This is a genomic window from Acidisphaera rubrifaciens HS-AP3, assembly GCF_000964365.1.
Lineage (GTDB): Bacteria > Pseudomonadota > Alphaproteobacteria > Acetobacterales > Acetobacteraceae > Acidisphaera > Acidisphaera rubrifaciens.
Genome location: NZ_BANB01000947.1, coordinates 1 through 976 on the forward strand (window position 1 = coordinate 1; position 976 = coordinate 976).

The 976-nt window shown below is 74.9% G+C and carries 1 protein-coding gene; it reads left to right on the forward strand.

Annotation, left to right across the window (positions count from 1 at the left end; genetic code table 11):
• Nucleotides 1-976, forward strand: a 976-nt coding sequence (locus B8460_RS19300; protein ID WP_048863255.1) for a sigma-54 interaction domain-containing protein, incomplete at both ends; no start/stop codon positions are given.

Consider the following 976-nt stretch of genomic DNA (forward strand, 5'->3'; position numbering starts at 1 on the left):
GGCCTCGTCGCATCGCTGCTGGCCGAGCGGATGCCGGTGCCGGTCGTCGCCTGCGGCACGGGCGCCGACGCCGACGCGGCGGTGGCCGCGATCCGTGCCGGCGCGCGTGAATACCTGCCGCTCCCGCCGGACCCGGACCTGATCGCGGCGATCCTGCAGGCCGCCGCCGGCGAGCGGCACGCGCTGATCTGGCGCGACCCCGCCATGGGGGCCTGCCTGCGTCGCGCCGAGCAGGTCGCCGGCGCCGACGCCTCGGTGCTGCTGACCGGCGAGAGCGGCACCGGCAAGGAGGTGCTGGCGCGCCACATCCATGCCCGGTCGCGCCGTGCGGGCGGCCCGTTCGTGGCGCTGAATTGCGCGGCCATCCCTGACAACCTGCTGGAGAGCGAGCTGTTCGGCCACGAAAAGGGCGCGTTCTCCGGCGCCATCGCCCGCCGCGTCGGCAAGTTCGAGGCGGCCGGCGGCGGCACGCTGCTGCTCGACGAGATCAGCGAGATGGACATCCGCCTGCAGGCCAAGCTGCTGCGCGCGCTGCAGGAACGCGAGATCGACCGCCTGGGGGGCGCGGCGCCCGTGCGCGTCGATGTGCGCATCATCGCCACGACCAACCGCGACCTGCCGGCCGAGGTCGCGCGCGGCACCTTTCGCGAGGACCTTTATTTCCGCCTCAACGTCATCAGCCTGCGCATCCCGCCGCTGCGCGAGCGGCCGGCGGACATCCTGGCGCTCGCCGATCATTTTGCCCGCCACTATGCCGAGGTGAACGGCGTCGCCGCGCGTGCCCTGTCCGCTGCCGCCCGCGCGCGGCTGGCCGCGCATCCGTGGCGCGGCAACGTGCGCGAACTGGAGAACTGCCTGCATCGCGCCGTGCTGCTCGCCGACGGCGCGGAGATCGCCGCCGCGGCGATCGAACTCGCGCCGGTCGAAGGCGCAGGCGCCGCCGCGTCGCGTGCCGACGCACCCGCCGCCGCCTCCG